The following is a 675-nucleotide window of genomic DNA, read 5'->3' on the forward strand; positions in this document are numbered from 1 at the left end:
CGGGCGGGAACGCCTCGTAGAGGCTGGCGAGCTTGTGGGTGTTGAGGTTGTCCATCACGAGCACGACCTTCTCGGCCTCGGCGTGGACGTCCTCGACCAGCCAGCGGGCCACCTCGGCGAAGTCCACGGCCGTCCGACGTCCCGTGACCTTGACCGCCCGCCAGCCCAGCAGCGGCTCGGCGACCATGAACAGGCTGGTCGTCCCGTTGCGGACGTACTCGTGGTCGATCCGCTCGGGCCGCCTCGGGGCCGCGGGGATCGGCGCGGCCGCCTCGCCGACGAGTTGCTTGCTCGCCTCGTCGAGGCAGACCAGCGGGCGTCTCTCGTCGTAGGGGCGGCGATAGACGTCCAGGACGTCCTCCATCGCCGCCACGAACTCGGCGTTCGCCTCCGGCGGGATGCACCAACGCTCGGTCAGCCAGGGCTTGATCTCGTTTTTTCGAGGGCGACCCGGACCGTCTCGTCGGAGATCGAATCGACGATCCGCAGCTCGACGAGGCGGTCGGCCAGGAGCTGCATCGTCCAACGCTTGCGGCCGTCGGGCGGGGCCGAGCACGCCAGGGCGACGAGCGTCGCCTCGGCCCGGCCGTCGAGCTTCGGCTCGCGGGCCGGCCGCCCCCGCCGCTTGCGGTCCAGAGCCGCGTCGAGGCCCTGCTCGACGAACCGCCTGCGGAC

General features: G+C 71.7%; 2 protein-coding genes. Both read right to left on the reverse strand.

Going from position 1 to position 675, the window contains the following annotated elements:
* A partial coding sequence (locus tag G6O68_RS32005; protein ID WP_240911595.1) for a transposase occupies positions 1-364 on the reverse strand: 364 nt, incomplete at its 3' end.
* Between the two features lie 50 nt (positions 365-414).
* Positions 415-675, reverse strand: a 261-nt coding sequence (locus G6O68_RS32010) for a helix-turn-helix domain-containing protein (protein WP_165253834.1), incomplete at its 5' end; no start/stop codon positions are given.

The organism is Paludisphaera soli, assembly GCF_011064595.1.
In the GTDB taxonomy this organism is placed as follows: domain Bacteria; phylum Planctomycetota; class Planctomycetia; order Isosphaerales; family Isosphaeraceae; genus Paludisphaera; species Paludisphaera soli.